The 21,688-nt window shown below is 65.5% G+C and carries 19 protein-coding genes and 1 pseudogene; 17 read left to right on the top strand and 3 right to left on the bottom strand.

The genetic code is table 11. From position 1 onward, the window contains the following. Positions 1–97 precede the first annotated feature (97 nt). The 5 genes from frsA (at position 98) to HKD46_RS16475 (ending at position 5,150) form a co-directional block, all read left to right on the top strand. The gene (frsA, locus tag HKD46_RS16495; RefSeq protein ID WP_010675462.1) at positions 98–1,366 is read left to right on the top strand and encodes an esterase FrsA; all 1,269 of its coding nucleotides are present in this window, start codon (positions 98–100) and stop codon (positions 1,364–1,366) included. A 62-nt stretch (positions 1,367–1,428) separates the two neighbouring features. Further along, complete coding sequence (crl, locus tag HKD46_RS16490; RefSeq protein ID WP_128313970.1) at positions 1,429–1,821, top strand: sigma factor-binding protein Crl; 393 nt, start codon at positions 1,429–1,431, stop codon at positions 1,819–1,821. Between the two features lie 144 nt (positions 1,822–1,965). Beyond that, positions 1,966–3,069, top strand: a complete 1,104-nt coding sequence (gene proB / locus HKD46_RS16485) for a glutamate 5-kinase (protein WP_048207022.1) — start codon at positions 1,966–1,968, stop codon at positions 3,067–3,069. A gap of 32 nt (positions 3,070–3,101) precedes the next feature. Further along, positions 3,102–4,358 (top strand): glutamate-5-semialdehyde dehydrogenase, encoded by a 1,257-nt coding sequence (locus HKD46_RS16480; protein WP_262512438.1) that lies wholly within the window; start codon positions 3,102–3,104, stop codon positions 4,356–4,358. 156 nt (positions 4,359–4,514) lie between these two features. Then, positions 4,515–5,150, top strand: a complete 636-nt coding sequence (locus HKD46_RS16475; protein ID WP_042016892.1) for a murein L,D-transpeptidase catalytic domain family protein — start codon at positions 4,515–4,517, stop codon at positions 5,148–5,150. A 169-nt stretch (positions 5,151–5,319) separates the two neighbouring features. Here HKD46_RS16475 and HKD46_RS16470 read toward each other — a convergent pair whose 3' ends face one another. Next, a complete protein-coding gene (locus tag HKD46_RS16470; RefSeq protein WP_041212463.1) occupies positions 5,320–5,751 on the bottom strand; it encodes a universal stress protein in 432 nt (143 codons plus the stop codon). 194 nt (positions 5,752–5,945) lie between these two features. Between HKD46_RS16470 and HKD46_RS16465 the strand changes: the two genes are divergently transcribed. Beyond that, positions 5,946–6,689: a hypothetical protein gene (locus HKD46_RS16465; RefSeq protein ID WP_042016889.1), complete on the top strand. Its 744-nt coding sequence runs from the start codon at positions 5,946–5,948 to the stop codon at positions 6,687–6,689. A 105-nt stretch (positions 6,690–6,794) separates the two neighbouring features. Here HKD46_RS16465 and HKD46_RS16460 read toward each other — a convergent pair whose 3' ends face one another. Further along, positions 6,795–7,298 (bottom strand): RNA methyltransferase, encoded by a 504-nt coding sequence (locus HKD46_RS16460; RefSeq protein WP_103858109.1) that lies wholly within the window; start codon positions 7,296–7,298, stop codon positions 6,795–6,797. Between the two features lie 284 nt (positions 7,299–7,582). Here HKD46_RS16460 and HKD46_RS16455 point away from each other — a divergent pair, with 284 nt between their 5' ends. From HKD46_RS16455 to HKD46_RS21640, 11 genes and pseudogenes are all read left to right on the top strand, one after another. Further along, entirely contained in the window at positions 7,583–10,207 is a 2,625-nt protein-coding gene (locus HKD46_RS16455; protein WP_171865681.1) for a nitrate reductase, read from the top strand. A 28-nt stretch (positions 10,208–10,235) separates the two neighbouring features. After that, positions 10,236–10,994: a uroporphyrinogen-III C-methyltransferase gene (gene cobA, locus HKD46_RS16450; protein WP_010675453.1), complete on the top strand. Its 759-nt coding sequence runs from the start codon at positions 10,236–10,238 to the stop codon at positions 10,992–10,994. A gap of 125 nt (positions 10,995–11,119) precedes the next feature. Then, the gene (locus HKD46_RS16445) at positions 11,120–11,704 is read left to right on the top strand and encodes an ANTAR domain-containing response regulator (protein WP_010675452.1); all 585 of its coding nucleotides are present in this window, start codon (positions 11,120–11,122) and stop codon (positions 11,702–11,704) included. A 344-nt stretch (positions 11,705–12,048) separates the two neighbouring features. Then, a complete protein-coding gene (locus tag HKD46_RS16440; protein WP_171865680.1) occupies positions 12,049–13,404 on the top strand; it encodes a CmpA/NrtA family ABC transporter substrate-binding protein in 1,356 nt (451 codons plus the stop codon). 14 nt (positions 13,405–13,418) lie between these two features. Further along, entirely contained in the window at positions 13,419–14,378 is a 960-nt protein-coding gene (locus HKD46_RS16435; RefSeq protein ID WP_171865679.1) for an ABC transporter permease, read from the top strand. A 31-nt stretch (positions 14,379–14,409) separates the two neighbouring features. After that, positions 14,410–15,231 (top strand): ABC transporter ATP-binding protein, encoded by an 822-nt coding sequence (locus HKD46_RS16430; RefSeq protein ID WP_010675449.1) that lies wholly within the window; start codon positions 14,410–14,412, stop codon positions 15,229–15,231. Between the two features lie 26 nt (positions 15,232–15,257). Then, positions 15,258–17,840: a nitrite reductase large subunit NirB gene (gene nirB / locus HKD46_RS16425; RefSeq protein WP_171865678.1), complete on the top strand. Its 2,583-nt coding sequence runs from the start codon at positions 15,258–15,260 to the stop codon at positions 17,838–17,840. Next, positions 17,837–18,241, top strand: a complete 405-nt coding sequence (gene nirD / locus HKD46_RS16420; protein WP_234924941.1) for a nitrite reductase small subunit NirD — start codon at positions 17,837–17,839, stop codon at positions 18,239–18,241. The genes nirB and nirD overlap by 4 nt, the downstream gene beginning before the upstream one ends. Positions 18,242–18,384: 143 nt before the next feature. After that, positions 18,385–19,476: a PfkB family carbohydrate kinase gene (locus HKD46_RS16415; protein WP_042014421.1), complete on the top strand. Its 1,092-nt coding sequence runs from the start codon at positions 18,385–18,387 to the stop codon at positions 19,474–19,476. Then, complete coding sequence (locus HKD46_RS16410; protein WP_171865677.1) at positions 19,470–20,378, top strand: pseudouridine-5'-phosphate glycosidase; 909 nt, start codon at positions 19,470–19,472, stop codon at positions 20,376–20,378. The genes HKD46_RS16415 and HKD46_RS16410 overlap by 7 nt, the downstream gene beginning before the upstream one ends. A gap of 9 nt (positions 20,379–20,387) precedes the next feature. After that, positions 20,388–20,486 (top strand): annotated as a pseudogene (locus tag HKD46_RS21640) (pseudouridine-5-phosphate glycosidase); the annotation flags it as partial. Between the two features lie 73 nt (positions 20,487–20,559). Here the strand turns inward: HKD46_RS21640 and HKD46_RS16405 are convergent. Beyond that, complete coding sequence (locus tag HKD46_RS16405) at positions 20,560–21,285, bottom strand: carbonic anhydrase (protein ID WP_171865676.1); 726 nt, start codon at positions 21,283–21,285, stop codon at positions 20,560–20,562. Positions 21,286–21,688 lie beyond the last annotated feature (403 nt).

The raw sequence follows: 21,688 nt of genomic DNA, 5'->3' as shown, positions 1-21,688 counted from the left end.
TTGAGCCCCTTTTGGGGCTCAATGCGTTTCTGGTGTGGCTGCTCGATGTGAAAAGTGGTTAAGATGGGACATTGTTTGAGACAGAAGAGCCACCATTTTGGAACCAAACGACGATACCAATCTGACGGAAAAGCTGTTTACCCGGGTCAAAAAGGTATTGGAAACTTCCGAAGTCTCCAACTCGAGCCCCGTCGACGAGCAAGACAGCGCACTGTCTGACAGCTTCATCGATGGCGCCCTGTCGCCCCGCTGGTATCGCCTGCTGCGCAGACCGACCTGGGCCTGGCAGGGGGCCGATCCCGTCGAGGTGGAGCAGACCCTGGCGCACATCGCCATGGGGCAGGGGGAGCGCAGTCACGAACGCTATCTGGACACCATCAAGGGCTATGTGCCCGGCAACTGGGTCTATGAGTGGAGTCAGCTCGCCGGCCGTTATTTCAATACGGGGCGGACGCTGCTGGGGGAAGGGGATCGCGCCGCGGCGCTGAAGAGCCTGCTCAAGGCAGTGCGCTACTACTCCATCGCAAGCTACCCCCACCTCAAGCACGACGAGCTGGCGGATCAGGCCCAGTTGCTCGGCAACATGGCCTATCGCGAGGCCGGACGCCTGTTCAAGGTGCCCCTCAAGGAGTTGCAGGTCCCGTTTCGGGGCAAGACCATCCAGGGCTACCTGCATCTGCCCACCACCGAGAAACCTGTGCCCCTGGTCATCGTCAGCGGTGGCATCGATTCGCTTCAGGTGGACTTCCTCAACTTCTATTTCAAGTGTCTCGAGCCCCATGGCATCGGGATGCTCTCCCTGGACATGCCGGGCACCGGCTATGCCGAGCACTGGCCCCTCGTGCAGGACACCAGCCGCCTGCACCAGGCGGTGCTCAACTACCTCTCGGAGGTGGCCTGGGTCGATCACCAGCGCATCGCCATGGTGGGGTTCCGCCTCGCCGGCAATGTGGCGGCCCGCCTCGCCTTCGTCGAGCCATTCAAGCTTAGGACCGTGGTTTGCATCGGTGCCGGCATCAACCAGGTGTTCACCAATCAGGAGATGTTCGCCCGCTGCCCGCGCATGATGCGCGACGGGCTGGCGAACCGGCTGGGGGCGGACGCGGCCCAGTGGGATCTGCTGCGCACCAAGTGCCAGGTCTTCTCCCTCAAGACCCAGGGATTGCTGGGGAGTCGCACTTCCGTGCCGATATTGAGTATCGGGCACAAGAAAGATTTTATTTGTCCCGAGCAGGATGTCCGGGCATTGGCCGCTGCGAGTCGCAACGGCAAGGCGGTGGTGTTTGACAAGCAGCCACTGCTCGAGGTCTATGACGAGGCACTGAAAGAGACGGTAGATTGGCTCAAAAAGCACTTATGTACATGATATAAAACTAAAAATGTAACATCACCATGTGATGGTATGGCTTGTTCAACAGGGAGGTTAGCATGTCAGAAAGAGTGACTTACAAGCGATTGCTGCGGCAGTTCGCGGCCATTGGCCCCTATTTGCGTGAAGACCTGTGCGAGGAGGGCCGATACCGCTTTGACTGCCTGTCCGTCTGCGTCAGCGCCAAGCCTGCCCCGGACAAGCGGGAGTTCTGGGGCTGGTGGCTGGTGCTAGAGCAGGCGGATCACAGCTTCAGCTACCACTATCAGACGGGGTTCTACAACGCGGACGGGGAGTGGATCGACAAGGCGCTGCCCAAGAAGCATCAGGCGGAAGTGGAACGCACCCTGCAACATTTCTACAAGCTGATCAGCGGCAAGTTGACCCAGCTGGAGTGCACCCTCTCCCCCGCGAAGCAGGTGACTGCCCAACTGAGCGTGACGGCAGCCTGATCCCCAAGCCCCGCATCTTCCCGGTGCGGGGTATCCGATGCTTTGGTACCGAGCCTGCAACTGCCTGGCGAGGCTTAATTGCCTTGCAGGGCAGGGGGGCCGTGGGTATAAAGGGATTCCTTACTTTTCTAACCCTTCGTTCCCATGGAAAACAGAACCATAGTCGTCAAACTGGGCACCAGCGTGCTCACCGGGGGATCTGCCCGCCTCAACCGTGCCCACATGGTCGAGCTGGTCAGACAATGTGCCGCCTTGCATCGACACGGGCACCGTGTCGTGCTGGTCACGTCGGGGGCCATCGCCGCCGGTCGCGAGCATCTGGGCCACCCTCCGCTGGCGCCTACCCTGCCGAACAAACAGATGCTGGCGGCGGTGGGTCAGACCCAGCTCATCCGGGTATGGCAGGACCTGTTCAACCTCTACGGGCTGCACATCGGCCAGATGCTGCTGACCCGCGCCGACCTGGAAGACAGGGAGCGCTACCTCAATGCCCGCGACACCCTGCGCACTCTGCTCGATCACCGCATCATCCCCGTCATCAACGAGAACGACGCCGTGGCCACCGCCGAGATCAAGGTGGGGGACAACGACAACCTCTCCGCCCGTGCGGCCATCCTGGCGGATGCGGACTTGCTGGTCCTGCTCACGGATCAGAAGGGGCTCTTCACCGCCGACCCGCGCACCAACCCGGATGCCCAGCTCATCGAAGAGGTGCAGACCATAGACGACACCCTGCGCTCCCTCGCCGGTGACAGCGTGAGCGGCCTTGGCACCGGTGGCATGGCCACCAAGTTGCAGGCCGCCGACGTGGCGCGCCGCGCCGGGGTGGACGTGGTGATCGCCACCGGCCAGATCCCGGAAGTGATCGGCCGACTCGCCGCCGGGGAGCGGGTGGGGACCCTGTTCCCGGCCCTGGCATCCCCCCTGGAAGGGCGCAAGAGCTGGATCCTGGCAGGGCCCCCTCCTCACGGCGAAGTGCAGGTGGATCAGGGGGCCGTGGCCGCCATGCAGGAGAAGGGCTCCAGCCTGCTGCCCAAGGGCATCGTCGCGGTGAAGGGAGATTTCGTGCGTGGCGACGTGGTGCGTATCCTGGATCCCAAGGGGAGCGAGCTGGCTCGCGGCATTTGCCGTTACGACCATCTGGAGCTGGATCGGCTGCGCGGTGTCCACTCGGATCAGATTGAACAGGTATTGGGTTACGGCTATGGGGCCGTGGCCATCCACCGTGATGACATGGTGCTGCTCTGAACAGGGCGACACCGCATGAACAAAAGGGAACTGTGATGAGTCTGGAGAAAATGGGGCAGGCGGCCCGTGAAGCCGCCTATCAACTGGCCACCGTCAGCACGGCACAGAAGAACCGGGCGCTGGCGGCCATCGCCGATGAACTGGAAGCACGCAGTGCCCAGATCCTGGCGGCCAACGAGAAAGACATCGCCGCCGGGCGCGAGGCGGGGCTCACGGAAGCGATGCTGGATCGCCTGCTGCTCAACCCGGCGCGCCTTGCCGGCATCGTGGCGGATGTGCGCAAGGTGATCACCCTGGACGATCCGGTCGGGGCCGAAATCGACAGCCGGGTGCTGGAGAATGGCCTGCGCCTCTCCCGTCGCCGGGTGCCCATCGGGGTCATCGGCGTCATCTACGAGGCGCGCCCCAACGTCACCATCGACATCGCCAGCCTCTGCCTCAAGACCGGCAACGCCAGCATTCTGCGCGGTGGTCGCGAGACCTTCCACTCCAACCTGGAGCTGGTGCGGGTGATCCAGCATGCCCTGGCGGCGTCCGGCCTGCCCGAGGCGGCGGTGCAGTACATCGACAACCCGGACAGGGCGCTGGTGGCCGAGTTGCTGCGCCTCGACCGCTACGTGGATATGATCATCCCCCGCGGCGGCGCGGGTCTTCACAAGATGTGCAAGGAGAACAGCTCCATCCCCGTCATCATCGGCGGGTTCGGTATCAGCCATATCTTCGTGGACGAGAGCGCCGATCTGGCGCGTTCCCTGGCGGTCATCGAGAACGCCAAGGTGCAGCGCCCCTCCGCCTGCAACGCCCTCGATACCCTGCTGGTACACGAGAAGGTGGCGGCCACCTTGCTGCCGCAACTGGTGGCTCTGATGAACGAGCGCAAGGTGACCCTGGTGGGCGCGCCCAATGCCATGGCGCTGCTGGCTGGCAGCGACAACCTGTGCGACGCGGGGCCGGAAGATTTCGACACCGAGTGGCTGGGGCTGACCCTGGGGGTCAAGGTGGTGGCGGACGTCAACGAGGCGCTCGCCCATATGCGCGAGCACAACGCCGGCCACTCCGATGCCATCCTGACCAACTCCCTCGCCAATGCCGAGCGTTTCGTCAACGGGGCCGGTTCGGCGGCGGTCTATGTCAACGCCTCCACCCGCTTCACCGACGGCGGCCAGTTTGGCCTCGGGGCCGAGGTGGCGGTCTCGACCCAGATGCTTCACGCCCGTGGCCCCATGGGGCTGACCGAACTCACCAGCTACAAGTGGGTGGGGCAGGCGGATTATCTCAGCCGTGCCTGATCCAGGCACGCTCAGCAAGCAGGACAATGCCGACTCAGGTCGGCATTTTTGTGCTTTTTTATTGCTCGCAATCAATGGCTTGCATATAACTATCCAGCAGGATGCGGTGTCACCCGGGGCATCAGGCCAGCGACAGCAAGGGGAGCAACTTCAAGGATGAAGGGACAGGATAGGAGTGCGTGGTGGGGCAGCCTCTGGCTGAGCTTGCCACTGCTGCTGGGGGCGCTCTGTTTCAGCGGCGCCAGCCACGCCAGCTGGGACCAGGATCTCTATCGTCAGCTCGGGCTGGCCGGCAAGCTCGACAGCCGCGTGTTTCGCAAGGCCCTGGACGGTTACCAGAGCGTGCGCCACAAGCGAAAACCCATTCTCACCATCATCGACTACAGCAAGCCCTCGACCATGCGCCGGCTGTTCGTCATCGACGTCAAGCGCCACAAGCTGCTCTACCACACCTGGGTCAGCCACGGCCGCAATTCGGGGGAGCTGGCCGCCCGCCAGTTCTCCAATCAGATGAATTCCCGGCAAAGTTCCCTGGGGGTCTACCGCACCGCCGAGACCTATCAGGGCAAGCACGGTTACTCCCTGCGTCTCGACGGCCTCAGTCCCGGCAAGAACAGCAATGCCCGCAAGCGCGCCATCGTGGTGCACGGGGCGGACTACGCCAGCCCCAGGCATCTGCAGAAGTTTGACAAGCTGGGGCGCAGCTGGGGATGCCCGGCCCTGCCAAGGGAGCAGTCCAGGGCGATCATCGACACCATCAAGGGAGGGAGCGTCATCTATGCCCATGGCTGAGACCCTGCCCGCGAGCCTGCTGCGAGGGCGTCACCAGGACTGGTGGGCGGCGCTCTACCTTGCCGACGACCTCTCGTTATCCCTCGTGCACCGGTTCTGAGATGAGCATCCCATGGCAATGAACAGCAAAAAGGCCAGCATATGCTGGCCTTGGCGCATCAGGCGGGGATTATTTGCGGACCACCAGCACAGGGCAGGGAGCGTGGCGCACCACGGATTCCGCCACGCTGCCCACCAGCAGGTGGGTGATGCCGGAGCGGCCATGGCTGCCCATGACCACGAGATCCACCTTGTCTTCCTTCGCCTGGAGTACGATTTCATCGGCGGCGCGGCCAAAACGGACCTCGAACTTGGCCGGAATGGGCAGGCAGGCGACCAGTTCCTTGAGCTGACTCTTGGCCTGGCGTTCCATCTCGTGGGTGATCTCGATGGCCGTCATGTGCAGGATCTTGTAGCTGTCGAAGCCGTGCAGCTGATCCACCACGTGGACCAGTTTGAGCTCGGCCTGGTGGGTGTTGGCCATGAAGACGGCGTAGTCGAGTACCGCTCTGGACATCTCGGAGAAATCGACGGGGCAGAGCAGGGATTTGATGGTTGGCATGAGAATCTCCCCTCAAGTTGGGCTACTAATGAATCTTGTTTGCCATGATACGCTGTGGGGCGACAATAACCCTCGACCCGCTCGCAAAATGGGGAAAATGTCGGCCGGGACTCTGTTTTTCTATGCTATCTGTATGCCTGAACGGGCCGTCCGGCGGTGAGCATCTGCCGAGTGCCATATCACTGAGGATATTCATGGTTCGTCTTTTTCTGTTCTGTTGCCTGCTGATCACCTCGTTCGTGCGGGCAGACACCATACACGTCTATTGCGACGACTGGCCCGGCTTCTGTCACCGGGACGGCAAGGGGGTCTATCTGGATGTGGTTCGAGCCATCTATGAACCCCTGGGGCACGAGGTGAAGCTTCACATGGTGCCTTACAAACGGGCACTGGCGGTGGTGTCGCAAAAGGAGGGGGACATGGCGATGGGGGTCTATCGGGGAGAAGTGCCCGGGGTCCATCAGCCCGACTACCCCGACTCGGCGGACTACGTGAGCGTGGTGATGCAAAAGCGCTGGCTGCCGCACTGGGCAGGGGAGCACAGCCTCAAGGAGCAGGAGGTGCTCTGGCTGAGGGGGTGGGCCTTTGACAAGTTCATCCCGGAGCCGATGCGCTGGTTCGAGATAGACAGCCACGAGATGGCGCTGCAATTGCTGATCAAGGGGCGTTACCGCTACTACCTGACCGACGGCGCCCTCTACCCCGAAGGCTCCCTTCCCCCCGAGCTGGTACAGGTATTCCTGCGCTGGATCCCGACCTACCCCATCTTCGCCGATACCCCGAAGGGCAGGGAGTTGCACGGGCTCTGGGATCCCGGCATGCGTACCCTGATAAGGCAGGGCAAGCTGGCGGAGATCTATCGGCAGAACAAGCTCTACGACTACTACCAGGACTTTCTCAGGGAGCAGGTGGTGCGGGCGAACAAGCCACAGCCCTAGCTGTCGGGCCTGATGCCGTCATCGGGCCCCTCTTGCCCCGCCCTTAGTCTTTGGCTCTGAGCGTCTTGGCCAGCCGGTCGTAATAGATAACGTCTTGCCCCGCCCTCAGTTTTTGGCTCTGAGCGTCTTGGCTAACCGGTCATAGAGGATGACGTTGACCGAGGCGGCCAGGTTCATGCAACCCTGAGTCGGCACATAGATGACCTCCTTCACCGCCGCGAAGCGGGCGGGTTCCAGGGTGCCATCCTCCGGGCCGAAGATGTAGAAGGCTCTCTCGGGGTGCACGTAATCCGGCAGGGGCGTGGCCCCCTCGATCAAATCCACCAGCACAGGGGTGCAGCCCTCGGGCACGAAGTCCAGCAGCTCCTCGACCCCGAGCAGGGGGATCTTCTCCACCATCTGCTTGGTGTCGGTGACAAAACGCCTCGCCAGCTCGAAGCGCTGCCCCGTGTAGTAGACTTCGTCCGCCCCGTAGCAGCCGGCGGCCCGCATCACGGCACCCACGTTCTCCGGGGATTTGGGATTGACCAGCCCGATGGCGCAATAGTCCCCTCTCTCCCGGGCATCTGCCCGGTGCTGCCCGGTGGCGCCTTCATCTGACACTTTCATCTCTCTCTCCTGTGTGGCGGCGCATTATACCCCCGGTGGGCCCCTTGCCCAGCGTGCGGGGCGGATTCCCGCAAGGCGGGCCCAACAAGGGGGCGGCTGCACCGTGGCGGCGCAGCCCGACACCCTGATGCGCAATGGCGGCGCCCCTTGCATCCTGGCGCGGGGTTTGCAGTCACTTCCCCATACAAGACGATGAGGCATCCGGACAAAGGCGTCCGTCCCCGCAGGGGGGCGGACGCTTTTTTTATGGGCCCCTCGTCAGACACATGACAAGGAGCAAGGGAATGAAGACCACCTGTGCCTATTGCGGAGTGGGGTGCGGCATCCGGCTGAGCCGGGAGGGAGACAACTGGCAGTTGCAGGGGGATGAGCAGCATCCGGCCAACGGCGGTGCCCTGTGCGTCAAGGGGGCCAGCCTGCTGGAGAGCCTGGCCTTTCCCGATCGCCTGCTCTATCCGCGCTGGATGGGGCAGCGCATCGGCTGGGAGGAGGCCCTGGACACCCTGGCTGCGCGTTTTGCCGCCATCCTGGCCGAGTCCGGGCCGGGTGCCATCGGCATCTATCTGTCCGGCCAGCTCACCACCGAGGATTACTACGTCGCCAACAAGCTGATGAAGGGGTATCTGGGCAGCGCCAACGTGGACACCAACTCCCGGCTCTGCATGTCGTCGGCGGTGGTGGCCCACCAGCGCGCCTTCGGGGAGGATCTGGTGCCCGCCTGTTACGAGGATCTCGAGCTCGCGGATCTGGTGGTGCTCACCGGTGCCAACACCGCCTGGACCCATCCCGTGCTGTTTCGCCGCCTGCAGCAGGCCAGGGCGCGGCGCCCCGAGCTCAAGCTGGTGGTGCTGGATCCCCGCCGCACCATGACGGCGGAGCAGGGGGATCTGCATCTGGCACTCAAACCCGGCAGCGACGTGACGCTCTGGAACGGCCTGTGCCGCTACCTGCTCGATGTCGATGGCTGGGACAAGGCCTATGTGGCGCAGCACGTGAGCGGCTTCGAGGCGTTGGCGGGGGCGCTGGACGATCCGGCCTGGCAGTTGGACGAGGTGGCCCGTAGCTGCGGCCTCTCCCGCAGCGATCTGCTCGGTTTCTACCAGCTCTTTGCCCGTACCCCCAAGACCGTCACCCTGTTCTGCCAGGGGATCAACCAGTCCAACCAGGGGGTGGACAAGGCCAACGCCATCATCAACGCCCACCTGATGTGCGGTCGCATCGGCAAGCCGGGGGCGGCTCCCTTCTCCATGACGGGGCAACCCAACGCCATGGGAGGGCGCGAGGTGGGAGGGCTCGCGACCCAGCTCGCCGTCCACATGGGCTTTGGCGAGGCCGAGTGCGACCGGGTGCAGCGTTTCTGGCAGAGCCCGACCATAGTGCGCGGGCCGGGGCACAAGGCGGTCGAGCTGTTCGAGGCGGTGCACCGGGGGGAGATCCGCGCGCTCTGGGTGCTCGGCACCAATCCGGCGGTCTCCCTGCCGGACGGCAACCGGGTGCGCGAAGCCCTGAGTCGCTGCGAGCTGCTGGTGGTCTCCGAGGTGACGGCCAACACCGACACGGCGCGCCTCGCCCACCTGCTGCTGCCCGCCGCCGCCTGGGGGGAGAAGAGCGGCACCGTCACCAACTCCGAGCGCACCATCAGCCGCCAGCGCGCCTTCCTGCCCCTGCCGGGGGAGGCCAGGCCCGACTGGTGGGCCCTGACCCGGTTCGCCCGTCGGCTCGGCTTTGGCGAGGGGTTCGCCTATGAGCACGAGCACGAGATCTTCTGCGAGCATGCCGCCCTCTCCGGCTTTGAGAACGACGGATCCCGCCAGTTCGACATCTCCGGGCTGGCGGGTCTCACCCGTGCCGAATTCGAGGCCCTTTCTCCCCTGCGCTGGCCTGTCAACGCCGACTGGCCCCGTGGGCGGGATCGCCTGTTCGAGGATGGGCGCTTTGCCACCCCGGATGGCCGGGCCCGCCTGCTGCCCCTGGCCCAGCGCTTCCCCGAGCAGCCAGAAACGCCCCCGCTTGCAGGGGCTGTCTCCCTGCTCCTCAACAGTGGCCGCCTGCGGGATCAGTGGCACACCATGACCCGCACCGGCCACGTGCCCCGGTTGCAGGAGGCCGAGCCCTGGCCCAGGGTGCGAATGGGGGCCGCCAGCCTGCTGGCGCTTGGCGTGAAGGAGGGGGATCTGGTGCGCCTTTGCAACGGGCTTGGGGAGGCGCTGCTGCTGGTGGGGCTGGATGAGGGGCTCAGGGAGGGGGAGGCCTTCCTGCCCATGCACTGGACCGACAGCCAGTGCAGCCAGGGAACGGTCAACCGCCTCATCGCCCCCGTGGTGGATCCCCTCTCGGGCCAGCCCATGTTCAAACAGGGGCGGGTGCAGGCCAGGGCGCAGCTCACCCGCTGGCAAGGGCTCTGGTGTGGCCGTGGTGAGTGGCGCGAGCCGGTGGACTGGTGGGCCAGGCGTCCCCTGCCCGAGGGGAACTGCACCCTGCTGGCCTCCTGGTCAGAGAGCACAGAGAGCCTGTGGCAACGGCTTGGGGCCGAGGGGCACTGGCTCAGGCTGCCCATGAAGGAGGGGTGGCTGGCCGTGGCTCTGGCCGGAGATCGTATCGAGGGGATCCTGCTGGTGGGGGCGCGGCGCCCGGACATCAAGGTCGACCTGCTGGCCAGTCTGCTCGGCACGCCGCTCCAGGCGGGGGCCCTGAGCCAGACCCTGAGCCAGGCCCTGGCCGGGGAGAGCCGGCTGGTCTGCTCCTGCCTGCGGGTCTCGGAGCAGCGCATCGTCGATGCCATCACCCGGCAGGGGGTGAGCGAGTTGGCGGGGCTGCAGGCCCTGCTCGGCTGTGGCAGCAACTGCGGCACCTGTCTGCCCGAAATCGACAAGCTGTTGATCAAACATGTTTTCCTGGCATCCGCTTAGTGCGGTGCCAGGACACAAGGAGCCTGAGATGAGCCAAATCAGTCTGGTGGGAGCGGGCCCCGGGCCCCTCGAATTGTTGACCCTGCGCGCCCTGCACCGTCTGGAGGCGGCAGAGGTCGTGGTCTATGACCGCCTGGTGGGGAGCGAGATCCTGGCCCGCATTCCCCACGGGGCGGCCCGCTTCGACGTGGGCAAGCGCTGCGGTGAGCCGAGCCCGACCCAGGAGGAGATCAACGCCCTGCTGCTGGCCCTGGCCCGCACGGGCAAGCGGGTGGTGCGCCTCAAGGGAGGGGATCCCCTGGTGTTCGGGCGCGGTGGCGAGGAGGCGCTGCACCTGGCCCGGCACGGCATCGAGGCCGAGCTGGTGCCGGGGATCACGGCGGCCCTGGGCTGCGCCGCCAGCAGCTTCATTCCCCTGACCCACAGGGGGCTGGCCCGCTCCCTGACCCTGGTGACGGGGCACCTGATGGACGAGCGCGACTATCAGGGCTGGCAGGGGCTGACCCGGGCGGGCCACACCCTGGTGTTCTACATGGGGCTGGAGCGGGCGGCCCGCATTCGGGAAGGGATGTTGAGGGCGGGGGCCCCGGGCGCGCTGCCGGTGGCCCTGGTGGTGGCTGGCTGCAGCCCCCGCCAGCAGGTGCACGAGGCCACGCTCGATGGCCTGGAGCAGGCCGCCCGTGCCCTGCTGGGCCAGAGCCCGGTGCTGATCATCATGGGGGAGGTGGTGCGGCTGCGCGCCGAGCTGCAGGGGCTGCTGACGGAGGCCCTGGAACGGGTCGCCTGAGGGGCGATTGTCCCTCTACCCCCACTACCTCCTGATAGATAAAAAGGAGGTAGATTCAAAGAGTTGGCCTTCATGTTGCGGCATTTTCGCCAGACAGAACGCGATCGTCGCCGACAAGGAGCGCCATGACTACTTTTTCCACCCGGGGCCAGGACGGCCCCGCTTCCCGGCTGTTGATCCACGCCGATGACCCGGGCCAGGCGAACCGCCTGGCCCTGCTGGTCAGTCACTACGGCCATCAGCCCGGGATCCTCGATACCCGCCAGTTGCTGACGCCGACGCAGAGGGGGGATGCCCTGCTCGTCAGTTGCCGCCAGTTCAGCGCCGAGGTACGCCTTGGCCTCTCCCTTTGGCCCGACATGCCGCGGCTCTTGTTCTGCGAGCGGCTGGGGGGCGATACCCAGCTCGCCCTGTTGCAGCAGGGGGTGTTGCTGGTGCCCCACCCTTGCGGCGAGCGTGAGCCGGTGGAGCAGTGGCTGCGTCTGGCCCGCAGTCAGCTCGCCATGGTGCAGGCCCTGATGCAGACCGAGAGCGAGCTGCGCCAGAAGCTGGAGGATAGGCGGCTCATCGAGCAGGCCAAGGGACGCCTGATGCGCCATCAGGGGCTGGACGAGGACGAGGCCTATCGCCTGATGCGCAGCACCGCCATGAGCCGTCACCTGAGCCTGGGTGAGCTGGCGCGGCAACTGCTGCAGGCTTTGCCCGCCTGAGCGCTCCCGTGGCCAACCGTTTTGGTGCAACTGCGCCTAATTGAGGCAAATTTGAGGGAGGATCAGGGCTCCACAGGCCGCAAAGGGCCGCCTGATGCACCCTGGACGAGCTGGCACGGAAAGTGAATAACAAAAACACGATAGCAATGAAGTAATGATGCGCAGTGAGGGGCCGGTCAGGTCACTCACCCGCAACAGGGCAAAGAAGCCCCGCCGATCCCGGATCGGCGGGGCTTTTTTTTGGTCGCGACGCACCTTGGGTCGCAGCGCTGCAACGAGGTGGCACTGCGATTCCAGGCAGCCTGGCGCCATGGCCCTGACCCGGAACCGAGGGAGGAGATGCAATGAACGGACGACAAGGATGTGCGGGACTGCTGCTGGCGGCGTTGTCGCTGCCGGTGCTGGCACTGGGAGCCCCGGAGCAGGAGGAGCTCAGGCTCGGCTTCATCAAGCTGACCGACATGGCGCCGCTAGCGGTGGCCTACGAGCGGGGCTATTTCGAGGACGAGGGACTCTACGTCACCCTGGAGGCCCAGGCGAACTGGAAGATCCTGCTGGATCGGGTGATCGACGGCGAGCTGGACGGCGCCCAGATGCTGGCGGGCCAGCCCCTGGCGGCCCACATCGGCATCGGCACCCAGGCCGAGCTGGTGACGGCGTTTGCCATGGATCTCAACGGCAACGCCATCACGGTGGCCAACAGCGTCTGGGCCGCCATGGCGCCCCAGTTGCCCAGGCCGCAGGCGGGCCAGGTGCCGCCCCCGGTGAGCGCCGCCGCCCTCAAGCCCGTGGTGGCGGAGTATCGCCAGGGGGGCAAGCCCTTCAACATGGGGATGGTCTTCCCCGTCTCCCCCCACAACTACGAGCTCAGGTACTGGCTGGCCGCAGGCGGCCTGCACCCCGGCTTCTATGCGCCCACACTCGGCGACAACTCGGGCCAGCGTCAGGCGGACGTGCTGCTGTCGGTGACACCGTCGCCCCAGATGCCCGCCACCCTGGAGGCGGGCACTATCGCCGGCTACAGCGTGGGGGAGCCCTGGAACCAGCAGGCGGTCGCCAGGGGCATAGGGGTGCCCGTCATCACGGATAACGAGATCTGGCGCAACAACCCGGAGAAGGTGTTCGGCGTCACCCGGCAGTGGGCCGAGCGTCACCCCAACACCCATGTGCGGCTGGTGAAGGCGCTGCTGCGGGCGGCCTGGTGGCTGGATGCAGACGACAACGGCAACCGGCGCGCGGCGGCCAAGCTGCTGGCCAAACCCGAGTACGTGGGGGCGGACGAGCAGGTGATCGCGAACTCCATGACGGGCACCTTCGAGTACGCCAGGGGAGACAAGCGTCAGGTGCCGGATTTCAACGTCTTCTTCCGCCACCACGCCACCTATCCCTACTACTCCGACGCCATCTGGTACCTGACCCAGATGCGGCGCTGGGGCCAGATCCCCGAAGCCAGACCGGACGCCTGGTTCGAGCAGGTGGCCAAGGCCGTCTATCAACCGGATGTCTATCGCCAGGCCGCCGAGGCCCTCATCGCCGAGGGCAAGCTCAAGGCCAGTGACTTCCCGGACTTTGCCAGCGAGCAGGGCTATCGCGGCCCCCAGGATGGCTTCATCGACGGCCTCATCTACGACGGCCGCCACCCCAACGCCTACCTGCAACAGTTCGCCATCGGCCTCAAGGGCGATGAGCGGGTGCAATGAGCAAGGAGATCCCGATGAAACGACACACATGGCCCCTCATCCATTTAAAAGCCATCAACTGGAAAATCATGGTGCAGCCCCTGCTCGGCGTGCTGCTCTTCCTCGGCCTCTGGCAGTGGGGGGCGAGCCAGGTGCAGACCAGTCTGGGCACCCTGCCGGGGCCGCTCGCCACCGCCAGCCAGCTCTGGTCCCTCGGGCAGGAGCATCTGCAGGAGCGGGAGAAGGCGGCGGCCTTCCTCGAACGCCAGCAGGTGCGCAATGCGGCAAGGCTGGCGGAGGATCCGGCGGCCGAGGTGAAGCTGCGCCCCTACACAGGGCGCCCCACCTTCTTCGATCAGATAGCCACCAGCCTGCTCACCGTGCTGTGCGGCTTCGCGCTGGCGACCCTGATCGCCATTCCGTGCGGGGTGCTGCTCGGCATGAATCAGGGGCTCTATCGTGCAGCCAACCCGGTGATCCAGCTGCTCAAGCCGGTGTCGCCGCTGGCCTGGCTGCCCCTCATCACCCTGGTGGTGAGCGCCCTCTACGCCAATCCCGCCCCCTGGCTTGCCAAGTCCTTCCTCACCTCGGCCCTGACGGTGACCCTCTGCTCCCTCTGGCCGACCCTGATCAACACGGCGGTGGGGGTGGCGGGGCTGGATGGGGATCTGCACAACGTCAGCCGGGTGCTGCGCCTCTCCTTTGTGACCCACGTGCGGCGCATCGTGCTGCCCGGGGCCCTGCCCATGATCTTCACCGGGCTGCGGCTCTCCCTGGGGGTGGCCTGGATGGTGCTGATCGCGGCGGAGATGCTGGCCCAGAACCCGGGGCTCGGCAAATTCGTGTGGGACGAGTTCCAGAGCGGCGGCTCTGCGTCTCTGGCCCGCATCATGGTGGCGGTGATCACCATAGGCCTCATCGGCTGCGCCCTGGACAGGGGCATGCTGGCCCTGCAGCAGTGGTTGTCCTGGGACAAGCGCCAGGTGCTGCGTTAATCACATTTCTATTCAGGCAGGAGAAGAGCCAATGAAGAGTTATCTGGAGATAAGCGACGTCGGCATCTCGTTCGAGACGGAGCAGGGCAGCTTCGAGGCCTTGAGTCGGGTCAACCTGCGCATCGAGAAGGGGGAGTTCGTCTCCCTCATCGGTCACTCGGGCTGCGGCAAGAGCACCGTCCTCAACCTGGTGGCCGGGCTGCTGGAGCCGACCCTGGGGGGCATCATTCTCGATGGTCGCGAGGTGGCGGGCCCGGGGCCCGAGCGGGCCATGGTGTTCCAGAACCACGCCCTGCTGCCCTGGCTCAGCGTCCAGCAGAACGTGGCGCTGGCGGTGGCCCAGGTGGAGTCTGACAAGCGGGCGGTGGCGGAGCGGGTGGACTACTACCTCTCCCTGGTGCAGATGGATCACGCCAGCCAGAAGATGCCCCACGAGCTGTCGGGGGGGATGAAGCAGCGGGTCGGCATCGCCCGCGCCCTCTCGCTCTCCCCCAAGGTGCTGCTGATGGACGAGCCGTTCGGCGCCCTCGATGCCCTGACCCGGGCCCATCTGCAGGATGCCCTGATGGCGATCCAGGCGGAGCTTGGCAACACCGTCATCATGATCACCCACGACGTGGACGAGGCGGTGCTGCTCTCCGATCGCATCGTCATGATGACCAATGGCCCCAGCGCCACGGTCGGTGAGATCCTGACCGTCGACCTGCCAAGGCCCAGAGACAGGGTCGCCCTGGCGGACGATCCCCACTACCACAAGCTGCGCCAGCAGGTGCTGCGCTTCCTCTACGAGAAGCAACGCAAGGTGACCCCCCTCAAGGCAGCCGGGCAGGTGCGCAGCAAGCTGCGCGCCTGAGCCCGCCGGATTCAAGGAAGAGAGACATGACAGACAAAGAGCAACAGTGGGTGGCAGAGGACGGCATGGACCTGCTCGGTCGCCAGAACAGTGGTTCCGCCGACACGGCCGACAAGCAACGGCTGCTGGTGGTGGGTAACGGCATGGTGGGTCATCACTTCGTCGAACAGCTGGTGGCGGCCGGTGGCCTGAGCCGGTTCGAGGTGACGGTATTTGGCGCCGAGCCGGACCCCGCCTACGACAGGGTGCACCTCTCCGAGGTATTCGGCGGCAAGGCGCCCCAGGCCCTGCGCATGGCGGATCCCGCCTGGTATGAAGAGAGCGGCATAACGCTGCGACTGGGGGCCGAGGTGGAGGTGCTCGACCGGGCGGCCCGCACCCTGACGCTGGCCAACGGCGAGCGGTTCCCTTACGACCGTCTGGTGCTGGCGACCGGCTCTGTCCCCTTCGTGCCCCCCATCCCCGGCCATCAGCGAGAGGGCTGCTTCGTCTACCGCACCCTGGGAGATCTTGCCGCCATCCGCGATGCCTGCGCCCAGGCCCGCAGCGGTGTGGTGATCGGCGGCGGTCTGCTGGGGCTGGAGGCGGCCAATGCCCTGCGCCTGCTCGGTCTCAAGACCCAGGTGGTGGAGTTCGCCCCCCGGCTGATGCCGGTGCAGCTCGATGAGAGCGGCGGCGCCGTGCTGCGGGACAAGATCCAGGCGCTCGGGGTCGAGGTGCTGGTGGAGAAGGCCACCGAGTGCATCGAGCAGGGGGAGCAGGCCCGCCACCGGCTGCGCTTCAAGGACGGCACTCATCTCGAGACCGACGTGCTGCTGTTCTCCGCCGGCATCCGCCCCGCCGACGCCCTGGCCCGCCAATCCGGGCTGAACGTCGGGGAGCGCGGCGGCATCTGCATCGACGACGGCTGCCACAGTTCGGATCCCGCCATCCTCGCCATCGGCGAGTGCGCGCTCTGGCAGGGGCGCATCTTCGGCCTGGTGGCTCCCGGCTACCAGATGGCCCGGGCCGCCGTGGCCAGTCTGTGCGGCGGCGAGACCCGCTTTATCGGGGCCGACATGTCCACCAAGCTCAAGCTGATGGGGGTGGACGTGGGCTCCATCGGCGATGCCCACGCCAGCACCGCCGGCGCCCAGGAGTTGCTGCTGCTGGACAGGGTCAACGGCATCTACAAGAAGCTGGTGACCGACGGCGAGGGCAACCGCCTGCTCGGCGCCATCCTGGTGGGGGACGGGGCCGATTACGAGCGGCTGCTGCAGTACTACCAGAACGGGGTGGCGCTGCCCCAGCCGCCGCTCTCCCTGCTGGTGGGGGAGGCAGGGACCGCTCCGGCACCCCTGGTGCTGCCGGACAGCGCCATCCTCTGCTCCTGCCACAACGTGAGCAAAGGGGACGTGGTGGCCGCCGTTCGGGCGGGCAATCACGAGCTCTCGGCGGTGAAGAGCTGCACCAAGGCCGGCACCGGCTGCGGCGGTTGCAGCAACCTGCTCAAGCAGGTGGTGGATCAGACCCTGGCGGACCTTGGCGTCGAGGCGGACAAGGGGTTGTGCGAGCACTTCGCCTACGGCCGTCAAGAGCTCTATCACCTGGCCCGGGTGGGCGAGCTGAAGAGCTTCGAGGCGCTGCGGGACAAGCACGGCCAGGGGCTGGGGTGCGACATCTGCAAGCCGACGGTGGCCTCCATCCTGGCGTCCCTCTGGAACGAGCACGTGCTGGAGAAGCCCCACCGCGCGTTGCAGGATACCAACGACGCCTTCCTTGCGAACCTGCAAAAGGACGGCACCTATTCGGTGGTGCCGCGCATCCCGGGGGGGGAGATCACCCCGGAGGGGCTCATCACCATCGGCGAGGTGGCGCGCAAGTACGGCCTCTACACCAAGATCACCGGCGGCCAGCGCATCGATCTCTTCGGCGCCCGGGTCGACCAGCTGCCCGCCATCTGGGGCGAGCTGGTGGCGGCGGGCTTCGAGACCGGTCAGGCCTACGGCAAGTCGGTGCGCACCGTGAAGTCCTGTGTGGGCTCCACCTGGTGTCGCTACGGGGTGCAGGACTCCATGACCCTGACCCAGACCCTGGAGCACCGCTACAAGGGGCTGCGGGCACCACACAAGCTGAAGTTTGCGGTCTCCGGCTGCACCCGGGAGTGCGCCGAGGCCCAGAGCAAGGACATCGGCGTCATCGCCACCGAGCGGGGCTGGAACCTCTATGTGTGTGGCAACGGCGGCATGCGGCCGCGCCACGCCGACCTCTTTGCCACGGATCTCGACGAGCAGACCCTGATCCGCTACATCGACCGGCTGCTGATGTTCTACGTGCGCACCGGGGACCGGCTGCAACGCACCTCGGTCTGGATGGAGAACATGGAAGGGGGGCTCGACTACCTAAAGTCGGTGATCATCGAGGACAGGCTCGGCATCGGTGCCGAGCTGGAGGCCATGATGGAGGGGATAGTCGGCACCTGGCAGTGCGAGTGGAAGAGCACATTGGCGGATCCGGACAAGCTCAAGTTGTTCGAGGCCTTCGTCAACCGGCCCGAGGACGAGACGCCGCCGCGCCGTGAGGAGCGGGGGCAATGGGTGCCGGATATCGCTATCAAGGAAGTGGTATGAGCGGGGGCAACGGGTTGCACACCCGCCATCAGTATCAAGGAGGTGGTATGGAGGATGACAAGGACGATGCACAGTTCTGCGGGCAGTGGCACCGGGTGTGCGAGCTGGCGGCGCTGCCGGAGCAGGCCGGGCGCAGCGCCTGGCTGGAGGGGCGAGTGCTGGCGCTGTTTCGCCTCGGGGAGCATGTCTATGCCCTGGACGGGGTGGACCCCCTGGCCGGCGTCGCGGTGCTGGGGCGTGGCCTGGTGGGGGATGCCGGGGGCGAACCCGTGGTCGCCTCGCCGCTGTACAAGCAGCGCTACGCCCTGATGGACGGTCGCTGTCTGGACGATCCTGCCCTGAGCGTCGCCTGCTGGCCGGTGCGGCTGGAGGGGAGCGAGGTCTGGGTACAGCTGGGGTGAGTGGCCCATCTGAAACCATGTTGTGATCGCCGGGCACTGCCCGGTGATTTTTTGTGCGCGACCCGACATTTCTTGTACGAGAGGATGGCGGGAAAACGTTTTTCGGAAATAATGGACAAACGTTTGCAACTGGATGTTTGTCTATGACGGAACGTGAGCAAGAGATCCTCGCCCTGCTGCGCCAGGATCCCATGATTGCCCAGCAGGAGCTGGCGGACAGGCTCGGCATCAGCCGCTCCGCGCTGGCGAGCCACATCTCCAGCCTGATGCGCCAGGGCTATGTGCAGGGGCGCGGCTACGTGCTGCGCGAAGGCCCTTACGCCGTGGTGATCGGCGGCGCCAACATGGATATCTGTGGCTGCAGCCACGACAACCTGCGCATCGGCGACTCCAACCCGGGCCGGGTACGCACCTCCGCCGGCGGGGTAGGGCGCAACATCGCCGAGAACCTGGCGCGCCTTGGCACCGACACCCGGCTACTGACCGCGGTGGGCAACGATCAGTACGGCCATCATCTTCTGGAGGTGAGCCAGCGCGCCGGGGTCGATGTGCGCCAGGTGCTGGTACTGGAGGGTCAGTCGACCTCCTGCTACCTCAGCCTGCACGATGGCAGCGGCGAGATGAGCTGCGCCGTCAACGACATGGGGATCATCGAGCAGCTCACCCCGGCCCGGCTCACCCCCCTGAGCGGTTTTCTCGGAGCGGCCCGGCTCTGGGTGCTCGACACCAACCTCGCCACCCACACCCTTGACTGGCTGTTCGAGCGCCAGGGGGAGCACATCATCTTCGTGGACACCGTGTCGGTGGCCAAGGTGGAGAAGATCCGCCCCTGGCTGCACCGCATCCACACCCTCAAACCCAATCGCACCGAGGCGGAGCAGCTGTGCGGCTTCACCATCGGGGGGCCCGACACCTGGCCCATGGCGGCGGCCTGGTTCCATCGCGCCGGGGTGCAGCGGCTCTTCCTGAGCCTCGGCGATCAGGGGATCTTCTATAGCGACGGGGCCTGCCAGGGCCATCTGCCCGTGCTCGGCAGCCCGGTCGTCAACGTGACCGGCGGCGGCGATGCCTTCATGGCAGGGCTGGCCCACGCCTGGTTGCAGGAGCAGGGCATCATGGAGACAACCCGGTTCGCCCTCGGTTGCGCCGCCCTCACCGTCAATTGTTCCGATACCGTCTTTTCCGGCCTATCCAAGGCCGCCGTTGAACGCATGCTGGAGGAGTACCCATGTTGAACGCTTACCTCGATATCCAACCTGAAGTTGCCGCCGCGCTGGCCGCCGGCAAGCCGGTGGTGGCCCTGGAGTCCACCATCATCTCCCACGGCATGCCCTATCCGCAGAACGTGGAGACGGCGCGCCAGGTCGAGCAGGTGGTGCGTGACAACGGCGCCGTGCCGGCCACCATCGCCATCATCGATGGCCGCCTCAAGGTGGGTCTGGATGCGGGGGCGCTGGAGGCGCTGGGCCGGGCCGGTCATGCCGCCACCAAGTGCAGCCGCCGCGACATTCCCTTCGTGCTGGCCAACAAGGGGTTGGGGGCGACCACGGTAGCCTCCACCATGATCATCGCCGCCATGGCCGGGATCCGGGTGTTCGCCACCGGCGGCATCGGCGGCGTGCACCGCGGTGCCCAGGAGACCTTCGACATCTCCGCTGACCTGCAGGAATTTGCCCAGACCCCGGTGGCCGTGGTCTGCGCCGGTGCCAAGTCGATCCTCGACATCGGTCTGACTCTGGAGTACCTGGAGACCCAGGGGGTGCCGGTGATCGGCTACCAGACCGAGGAGCTGCCCGCCTTCTACACCCGGGAGAGCGGCTTCAAGGTGGATTACCGCCTGGAGAGCCCGGCGGCGATCGCGCAGGCGCTGCGTCTGAAGTGGGAGCTGGGGCTGGCGGGGGGCGCCGTGGTGGCCAACCCGATCCCGACCCAGTTTGCCATGCCCAAGGCCGACATCGACGCCGCCATTGCCCAGGCACTGCGAGAGGCGGACGAGCAGGGGGTGAAGGGCAAGGCGTCCACCCCCTTCCTGCTGGCTCGGGTGTGCGAGCTGACCGGTGGCAACTCCCTAGCGGCGAATATCCAGCTGGTGCTGAACAACGCCGCGCTGGGGGCGCGCATCGCTGCCAGCCTGTGATCGGTTGTCCGAGTGTGCGAGCTGACCGGTGGCAACTCCCTGGCAGTTAATGTGCAGCGGGTGCTGAACAGCACTGCCCTGGGGGCAAAGATTGCCGCCAGCCTGTAAACACCTTTGCGAAAGATGCAAAAGAGGGCCAGCAGGCCCTCTTTTTATTGCGCGAATCGGTGAGATAACCCCCTTATTCCAGCACCAGTCGCCCGTTGAGAGGTTGGACGGGGCGGTTGTTGGGGTGGTGCATCACCGCCTTGAAGGCATCGATCTGGGCCTGGCTGGCTTGGACCGGCTCCTTCATCACCAGCCAGCGCACTCCTTCCGAGCAGGGTGGGGTGGTCAGGGACCCGCTGAAGCGGTAGTAGTCGTGCTGGGCGGGCAGCAGTTGCTCTGCCGAGATGGGTTCCTTGAAGGCATGGATCTCCCCCGCCTTGGCTGGCAACACCTGCCAGGCCTGGCTCAGGGCCCCATTGGCCTGGCCCGGCTCGAACACCACGGCGACCACCGCCAGCTCCCCCTTGTCATTGGCATGGACCAGGTGACCCTCCAGGGGGTAGGACCTGCCTTCGATGAGGTTTTCGCTGGGGGCGTGGAAGTGGAACTGCTTGAGCTCGAAGTGCATGCCGTCGAGCTCAAGGGTGCTGCCGGGGACATAGTTGACCTGCACCGTGTGGCCGTTGTTGACCAGCGTCTTGCCACCCGCCTGATAGTGGAACTGCAGGGGGGCCAGATCGGCCTTCACCAGACCCGAGAGGTTGACCGGCGACTGGTTGCTGCCGGCACACTGGCCATATTCCGGGGTCAGGCTGGCCCATTTCGCCGGGCCGGCCTCGCCGCTGTATTCCCAGTGTGTGGTGGCGGCAAAGGCGGCAGGGCAGAGCAGCAGGGCGCCAGCCAGCAGGGACTTTTTCATCATGCATCCTTATCCTGATTGAAAAGCACGGCCATTCCTGGCCTTCCGGCAGGAAGGCCTCATCAATGGCATCGTTGGAAACGCAGGGTACACGGTGCCAGACCGGATTAATTGTTATGAAAGGTCTGTCGTCATCGTTATTTGAAGCGTGGCATGAGGCGGCGTCATGATGTATTCCGGCAACGGGGCATGCTTATTCATGAAGGAGAAATCCTGCGGGCATTTTCGCAATGAACGGCCCCCTTTCATGGCGCCCCAAATAGATGACGGGCTGATTCTAAATAGCTGTTCCGAATAGTAGATCACCGGAGGAAGGGAACTCAGTCCAGTTTGTGCGATCTGATTAGTCGCTAAACAAAACAAGCCACACCCAAAGGACTGAGTTGATGCCTATCCTACCACC

This window comes from Aeromonas sp. TW 6, assembly GCF_013168745.1.
Lineage (GTDB): Bacteria > Pseudomonadota > Gammaproteobacteria > Enterobacterales > Aeromonadaceae > Aeromonas > Aeromonas caviae.
Note: the sequence above shows the minus strand (reverse complement) of the source record. Positions and strands in the feature narration are given on the sequence as shown.

Excerpts from the sequence above, each read along its gene's own strand:
- crl (WP_128313970.1), top strand. The coding sequence starts at position 1,429 with ATGTCAGAAAGAGTGACTTACAAGCGATTGCTGCGGCAGTTCGCGGCC.
- proB (WP_048207022.1), top strand. The coding sequence starts at position 1,966 with ATGGAAAACAGAACCATAGTCGTCAAACTGGGCACCAGCGTGCTCACC.
- HKD46_RS16475 (WP_042016892.1), top strand. The coding sequence starts at position 4,515 with ATGAAGGGACAGGATAGGAGTGCGTGGTGGGGCAGCCTCTGGCTGAGC.
- HKD46_RS16470 (WP_041212463.1), bottom strand. The coding sequence starts at position 5,751 with ATGCCAACCATCAAATCCCTGCTCTGCCCCGTCGATTTCTCCGAGATG.
- HKD46_RS16465 (WP_042016889.1), top strand. The coding sequence starts at position 5,946 with ATGGTTCGTCTTTTTCTGTTCTGTTGCCTGCTGATCACCTCGTTCGTG.
- HKD46_RS16460 (WP_103858109.1), bottom strand. The coding sequence starts at position 7,298 with ATGAAAGTGTCAGATGAAGGCGCCACCGGGCAGCACCGGGCAGATGCC.
- HKD46_RS16455 (WP_171865681.1), top strand. The coding sequence starts at position 7,583 with ATGAAGACCACCTGTGCCTATTGCGGAGTGGGGTGCGGCATCCGGCTG.
- cobA (WP_010675453.1), top strand. The coding sequence starts at position 10,236 with ATGAGCCAAATCAGTCTGGTGGGAGCGGGCCCCGGGCCCCTCGAATTG.
- HKD46_RS16445 (WP_010675452.1), top strand. The coding sequence starts at position 11,120 with ATGACTACTTTTTCCACCCGGGGCCAGGACGGCCCCGCTTCCCGGCTG.
- HKD46_RS16440 (WP_171865680.1), top strand. The coding sequence starts at position 12,049 with ATGAACGGACGACAAGGATGTGCGGGACTGCTGCTGGCGGCGTTGTCG.
- HKD46_RS16435 (WP_171865679.1), top strand. The coding sequence starts at position 13,419 with ATGAAACGACACACATGGCCCCTCATCCATTTAAAAGCCATCAACTGG.
- HKD46_RS16430 (WP_010675449.1), top strand. The coding sequence starts at position 14,410 with ATGAAGAGTTATCTGGAGATAAGCGACGTCGGCATCTCGTTCGAGACG.
- nirB (WP_171865678.1), top strand. The coding sequence starts at position 15,258 with ATGACAGACAAAGAGCAACAGTGGGTGGCAGAGGACGGCATGGACCTG.
- nirD (WP_234924941.1), top strand. The coding sequence starts at position 17,837 with ATGAGCGGGGGCAACGGGTTGCACACCCGCCATCAGTATCAAGGAGGT.
- HKD46_RS16415 (WP_042014421.1), top strand. The coding sequence starts at position 18,385 with ATGACGGAACGTGAGCAAGAGATCCTCGCCCTGCTGCGCCAGGATCCC.
- HKD46_RS16410 (WP_171865677.1), top strand. The coding sequence starts at position 19,470 with ATGTTGAACGCTTACCTCGATATCCAACCTGAAGTTGCCGCCGCGCTG.
- HKD46_RS16405 (WP_171865676.1), bottom strand. The coding sequence starts at position 21,285 with ATGAAAAAGTCCCTGCTGGCTGGCGCCCTGCTGCTCTGCCCTGCCGCC.